The organism is Pseudacidovorax intermedius (genome assembly GCF_001476815.1).
GTDB classification, from domain to species: domain Bacteria; phylum Pseudomonadota; class Gammaproteobacteria; order Burkholderiales; family Burkholderiaceae_C; genus Xenophilus; species Xenophilus intermedius_A.
Map to the genome: position 1 here is coordinate 1 of NZ_LDSL01000046.1, position 5,663 is coordinate 5,663.

The window sequence follows — 5,663 nt, forward strand, 5'->3', positions numbered from 1 at the left end:
CGCGGAACCGGCTTTGCCGGGCCGCTGGGTGCGCCCCCTTGAGGGGGGATTCGGCTACACGCAGTGAGCAAGAAACGGGGGTGCTCATAGCTGACCCAGCTTTTGGAGCATCTGGTCGCTGGTCTGGATCGCCTTCGAGTTCATCTCGTAGGCCCGCTGCGTCTGGATCATGGACACCAGTTCGGTCACCACGTTCACGTTGGACGTCTCCAGCATGCCCTGCACGATGGTGCCCAGGCCGTTGGTGCCCGGCGTGCCGCCGTTGGGCTGGCCCGAGGCCGCCGTCTCGGCATAGAGGTTGTCGCCGCGCGGCTCCAGGCCGGCCGGGTTGATGAAGTGCACCAGCGAGATGGAGCCGATGTTCTGCGGCGCCGGGTTGTTGGGAATGCTGGCCGTCACGGTGCCGTCCGTGGCCACGCTGATGCTGGTGGCCGTGGTCGGAATGGTCACGCCATTGGCGATCGGCAGGCCGGAGGAGGTGACGATGCGGCCCTGCGCATCCACCTGGAAGGAGCCGTCGCGGGTGTAGCCGGTGCTGCCGTCGGGCATGGTCACCTGGAAGAAGCCGTTGCCCTTGATGGCCATGTCCATCGGGTTGGTCGTGCCCTGCAGCGTGCCCTGCGAGAAGGCGCGGCTGGTGGCGATGGTGCGCACGCCCAGGCCCAGCTGCAGGCCGGTGGGCAGCTGCGTCTGCTCGTTGGCGTTGGCGCCCACCTGGCGCAGGTTCTGGTACATCAGGTCCTGGAACACCGCGTTGGCCCGCTTGTAGCCGGTGGTCGACACGTTGGCCAGGTTGTGCGAGATGACGTCCAGCTGCGTCTGCTGGGCCTCCATGCCGGTCTTCGAGATCCAGAGGGAATTGATCATGGCGGTGTGCCTGCGGAGGAAGTGGGACGTCAGCCCTGCACGCTCAGCAGCTGAGCGGCGGACTTGTCGGAGTTTTCGGTGGTCTGCAGCAGACGCATCTGCTGCTCGAACTGGCGGGCGGCGGCGATCATGCCGACCATGGTGCCCACCGGGTTCACGTTGGAGCCTTCCAGGGCGCCGGTCTCCAGCTTGGCGGTGGCGTCGGCGGGCAGCACCTCGCCTTCCTGGCCGGGCCGGAACAGGCCGTCGGTGCCGCGCACCAGCGGCAGCTCCGAGGTCGCCAGCTTGATGCGGCCCAGCACGGCGGCCGGCTGGCCGTCCTGCTTGGCGCTGATCGTGCCGTCGCTGCCCACGCTCAGGCTGGCGCCGGCCGGCACGTCGATCGGCGACCCGCCGTCCGACAGCACCTGCAGGCCGCCGCTGGTGGTCAGCGTGCCCTCGGGCGAGACCTGGAAGGAGCCGCTGCGGGTGTAGGCCTCGGTGCCGTCCAGGCCCTGCACGGCGAACCAGGCGTTGCCCTGCGCGGTCATGTCCAGGTCGCGGCCGGTGCGCTGCAGCGCGCCCGGGCGGCTGTCGTAGCCGGTGGTGGTCTCCAGCGCGAACACGCGGGTGGTGGCACCGTCGCCGCGCAGCGGCACCGCGCGGAAGTTGGCCAGCTCGGCGCGAAAGCCGGGCGTGGCCGCGTTGGCCAGGTTGTTCGCGAGCACGGACTGGCGCTGCGCCGCGGCGCTGGCGCCGGTCATCGCGGTGTAGATCAGGCGGTCCATGCGTGCTCAGCCCCGGGGTGCGTCAGCGGAGGTTGACCAGCGTCGACAGGACCTGGTCCTGCGTCTTGATGGTCTGCGCGTTGGCCTGGTAGGCGCGCTGGGTGGTCATCATGTCCACCAGGGCGGCCGTCAGGTCGACGTTGGACTCTTCCAGCGCCTTGCTCTGGATCGAGCCGAAGATGCCTTCGCCGGGCGCACCCACCAGCGGCTGGCCGGAGGCGGTGGTCTCGAACCAGTAGCCCGAGTCGGTGATGCCCAGGCCCTGCGGATTGCGGAAGTCCACCATCGCGACCTGGCCGGCGGCCTGCGTCTGGTTGTTGGAGTAGGTGGCCATCAGCGTGCCGGTGTCGTCGATCGACAGGTTGGTCAGCTGGCCGGCGGTGTAGCCGTCCTGCTGCAGGTCGTTGACGGTGAAGCTGGAGTTCACCTGCTTGAATTCGGTCAGGTCCAGCGTGGCGTTGAACTTCTGGTTGGGGTCGTTGGGCGAGGACAGCACCATGGTCTGCTTGCCGCCGGAGATCAGGTTGCCCGCCGTGTCGAAGGTGATCTGGAAGGGCGTGGAGTTCTTCGGGTCGCTGCCGTTGACGCTGCTGTAGACGTTCCAGGCGTTGTTGGCCGTCTTCTGGAAATACAGGCCCACTTCGGTCTTCAGGCCCTGGGCGTCGTAGGCGGTGAGCGAGGTGCTGTACTTGGACAGGTCGTCCGCGGCCGTCGCCACCGCGGCCTTGGCGTCGAGCGTGACGCGGGCCGTCATGGTGGTGGTCTGCTTGGCCGGCACGGTGCCGGTGGGCACCGACAGCGCCTGCAGCGTCGAGCTGGTGCGCTTGCCGGCCGTGTCGGTCGGGTAGCCCATCAGGTTGGCGCCGTTGTTGGTGACGATGAAGCCCTGGGCATCCTTCTTGAAGTTGCCGGCGCGGGTGAAGGCGCGGGCGCCGTCGGGCATGGTCAGCTGGAAGAAGCCGTTGCCGTTGATGGCCAGGTCCAGCGCGTTGTTGGTGGAGTTGATGTTGCCCTGGCTGAACTGCTGGGCGACCTTGCTCACCGTGACGCCCATGCCGCCGCTGACGCTGTTGCTGCCCGAGGCGGCCGCCGCGTACACCTCGGCGAATTCCACGCGCGAGGACTTCATGGCCGTGGTGCCGGCGTTGGCGATGTTGTGCCCGATCACGTCGAGGCTGCGGCTGGCGGCGTTGAGTCCGGCGATGGCCTGCTGAAAGCTCATGGAAGGCTCCTGTTCAGAGAATCGAGTAGATGGCGGAGTACGGCTTGTTGCCGTTGCGGCTGAGGTTGAGGCTGAGGTCGGTGCCGGTGGTGTTGACCGAGACGACGCTGTCGTACATCAGCGCCTTGCTGCCCACGTCGGCGCCCTTGTTGGTGGCGGTGACCGAGAAGGTCAGCTCTTCGCTGCTGGGGTAGCCGGTGGCGTCCAGGCGGATGTCGTGCTGGCCGGCGGCCTGCGGGCCCAGCGACTTGACGTCGATCACCTGGCCGGCCGCGTTCATCACCTTGACCGTCACCTCGGTGGCCGGGGCGTCGAGGTTGAGGGCGCCCATGGCGGTCTTGCCGTCGCTGCTGTAGGAGAGGATGTTGCCCTCGGTCAGCACGTTCTTGCCCACCACGGCGCTGGCCTGCAGGCGCTGCATGGTGCTGCTCTGCGTGGACATGCTGCCCAGGGTGGTGTTGAGCTTCTCGATGCCGGTGACGGTGTTGATCTGCGCGATCTGCGAGGTCAGCTGCGCGTTGTCCATCGGGTTCATCGGATCCTGGTTGCTCAGCTGGGCGACCAGCAGCTTCAGGAAGCGGTCCTGCATGTCGGCGGCCGAGGTGGTGGCCAGCGACGAGCCGCTGCTCGCCGGGGCCGCGGCGGCCGCCGTGGAAGAGGTGGAGGTGGGGGCGGTGACGGTGCTCATCGGTGCGGTCCTGGTGCGGCTCAGGTGCCCAGCTGCAGCGTCTTGAGCAGCAGGTTCTTGGCCGTGTTCATCACTTCGACGTTGTTCTGGTAGGAGCGCGAGGCCGAGATCATGTTGACCATCTCCTCCACCGCGTTCACGTTGGAATAGGTCACGTAGCCCTCGCCGTCGGCCAGCGGGTTGCCGGGCTCGTGCACGCGCCGGCCGGGGTCCTGCCGCTCGGTGACGGCGTCTACGCGCACGCCGGCGGAATAGGTCTTGCCGGCGGCGGTCGGGTCGGCGTCGGGGTCGGCGGCGGCCAGGTCCACGGTCTGGAAGACCACCTGCCGCGCCTTGTACGACTTGCCGTCCGGCCCGGCCGTGGCGTCGACGTTGGCCAGGTTGCTGGCCACCACGTTCAGGCGCTGCGACTGCGCGCTCACCGCGCTGCCGGAGATGCCGAAGATGGAGAACATGGACATGGATGACGACTCTCTAATTAGGAGACGACCGAGAGGCCGCGGAGCAGGCCATGCGCGGGCACCCGCGGAACTGGCTTTGCCAGGCCGCTGGGTGCGCCCCCTCGAGGGGGTGGCGGAGCGCGAAGCGCGGAGACTGGGGGTGTTCCATGTCATTGCCCGGTTATCGCGGACATCAAGGTCTTGCTCTGGCCGCCCAGGAAGCGCAGCGTGGCCTCGAAGCGCACGGCGTTGTCGGCGAAGGCGGCGCGCTCGCGGTCCAGGTCGACGCTGTTGCCGTCCATGGCGGGCTGCACCTGGGCGGTGTAGGCCAGGCTGCTGCCGGCGTCGCTGGTGCGCGGCGCCAGGGCGATGTGCCGGCCGTTGCTGCGGCCGTCGTCGGCGCGGGCGGCCTGGGCCGGGCTGCCGGTGACGCTGGCGGCCCGGCTGGCGTCGGTGGCCTCGGCCAGCGCAGCGGCGAAATCCAGCTCGCGCGCCGAGTAGCCCGGCGTGTCCGCATTGGCGATGTTGCCGGCGATGACCCGCTGGCGTTCGGCGCGCAGCGTCAACGCCTGGCTGTGGAAGTCCAGCGATTGGGTCAGCTTGTCGAGCATGCGCGTTCCTGGGTGCTGCGGGTGGATGGAGGACTGGCGCCGCCCCTGCAGGGGGGCAAACGCCACCGTGCGGAAATTGTGGGTCGGCACCCCCGGTCGGGATGGCTGGAACAAAGGCGGCTTTCCCGGCCTGTTCCCGGCTTTGGCGGCGGGCCCCGCTGTCTACAGTGCGGCGCATCCCGGGGTGTTGCGGCCGTCGTCGGCCCGCCATCCCCGCCGTGCGTGGTGGCCGATGCCGCTGCGCCCGGCGCTCCGTCTTCTTCCGGCCCCCGGCCGACCTACGCCGTCACGCCATGTCACAGCCTCCGCGTCCGTCCCTTCCGATCCGCCTGGCCTCCGCCCTCGGCCTGGCCCTGGCGGCCAGCGCCGCGCCGGCCTTCGCCCAGGCGCCTGCCGGCGCCGCCACGCTGCCCGGCACCACCGGCGACATCGGCCCCGACTTCGTCGCGGCCGCGCAGCACTGGGTGGACGACGCCGTGGCCCAGGGCCGCGGCGCCGCCGGCACCGACATGGCGCCGCTGCGCATGGAAGTCAGCATCGGCACGCTGGACAGCCGGCTGCGCCTGGCGCCCTGCGCCAGCGTCGAGCCCTACATGCCGCCCGGCCAGCGCCTGTGGGGCCGCGCCCGCCTGGGCCTGCGCTGCATCGACGGTGCCGTGCGCTGGAACGTCTTCCTGCCCGTGACCGTCAAGGCCATCGGCCCGGCCTGGGTGCTGCGCGACGGCGTGGCGCCCGGGGCGGTGCTCAAGCCGGGCGACGCCGTCCAGGCCGAGGCCGACTGGGCCGCCGACGCCTCGCCCGTGGTCGCCGACCCCGCCCAGTGGGTGGGCCGCGTGGCCACGCGCGGCCTGGCCGCCGGCCAGCCGATCCGCCAGTCCATGGTGCGCACCCAGCAGGTGATGCAGGCCGGCGCCGCCGTGCGCGTGCTGGCCGGCGGCCAGGGCTTCGAGGTCAGCACCGAAGGCCAGACCCTCAGCGCCGGCGCCGTCGGCGAGCCGGTGCGGGTGCGCATGCCCAACGGCCGCATCGCCACCGGCCAGGTGGTGGACGCCGGCCAGCACGCGCACG

The 5,663-nt window shown here is 70.2% G+C and carries 7 protein-coding genes; 1 reads left to right on the forward strand and 6 read right to left on the reverse strand.

Translation table 11 applies throughout. The features are described 5' to 3' along the window. Nucleotides 1–84 precede the first annotated feature (84 nt). The 6 genes from flgG to flgB all read right to left on the reverse strand — a co-directional run bounded on the left by flgG (nt 85) and on the right by flgB (nt 4,595). Nucleotides 85–867 carry a flagellar basal-body rod protein FlgG gene (gene flgG / locus NS331_RS06755; RefSeq protein WP_058641242.1) on the reverse strand — a complete coding sequence of 261 codons (783 nt, stop codon included), beginning with the start codon at nt 865–867 and terminating at the stop codon, nt 85–87. A gap of 29 nt (nt 868–896) precedes the next feature. After that, on the reverse strand, nt 897–1,634 hold the full coding sequence (locus tag NS331_RS06760) for a flagellar basal body rod protein FlgF (RefSeq protein ID WP_058641243.1): 738 nt from the start codon (nt 1,632–1,634) through the stop codon (nt 897–899). A 22-nt stretch (nt 1,635–1,656) separates the two neighbouring features. Further along, a complete protein-coding gene (gene flgE, locus NS331_RS06765; protein WP_058641244.1) occupies nt 1,657–2,856 on the reverse strand; it encodes a flagellar hook protein FlgE in 1,200 nt (399 codons plus the stop codon). Between the two features lie 13 nt (nt 2,857–2,869). Further along, nucleotides 2,870–3,544: a flagellar hook assembly protein FlgD gene (locus NS331_RS06770; RefSeq protein WP_058641245.1), complete on the reverse strand. Its 675-nt coding sequence runs from the start codon at nt 3,542–3,544 to the stop codon at nt 2,870–2,872. A gap of 20 nt (nt 3,545–3,564) precedes the next feature. Further along, nucleotides 3,565–4,005, reverse strand: coding sequence for a flagellar basal body rod protein FlgC (gene flgC, locus NS331_RS06775; RefSeq protein WP_058641246.1), 441 nt, complete (start codon nt 4,003–4,005; stop codon nt 3,565–3,567). 149 nt (nt 4,006–4,154) lie between these two features. Beyond that, nucleotides 4,155–4,595: a flagellar basal body rod protein FlgB gene (gene flgB / locus NS331_RS06780; protein WP_058641247.1), complete on the reverse strand. Its 441-nt coding sequence runs from the start codon at nt 4,593–4,595 to the stop codon at nt 4,155–4,157. Nucleotides 4,596–4,888: 293 nt separating this feature from the next. Between flgB and flgA the strand changes: the two genes are divergently transcribed. After that, nucleotides 4,889–5,663 (forward strand): flagellar basal body P-ring formation chaperone FlgA (gene flgA, locus NS331_RS06785; protein WP_058641248.1); only part of this gene is annotated, 775 nt, incomplete at its 3' end.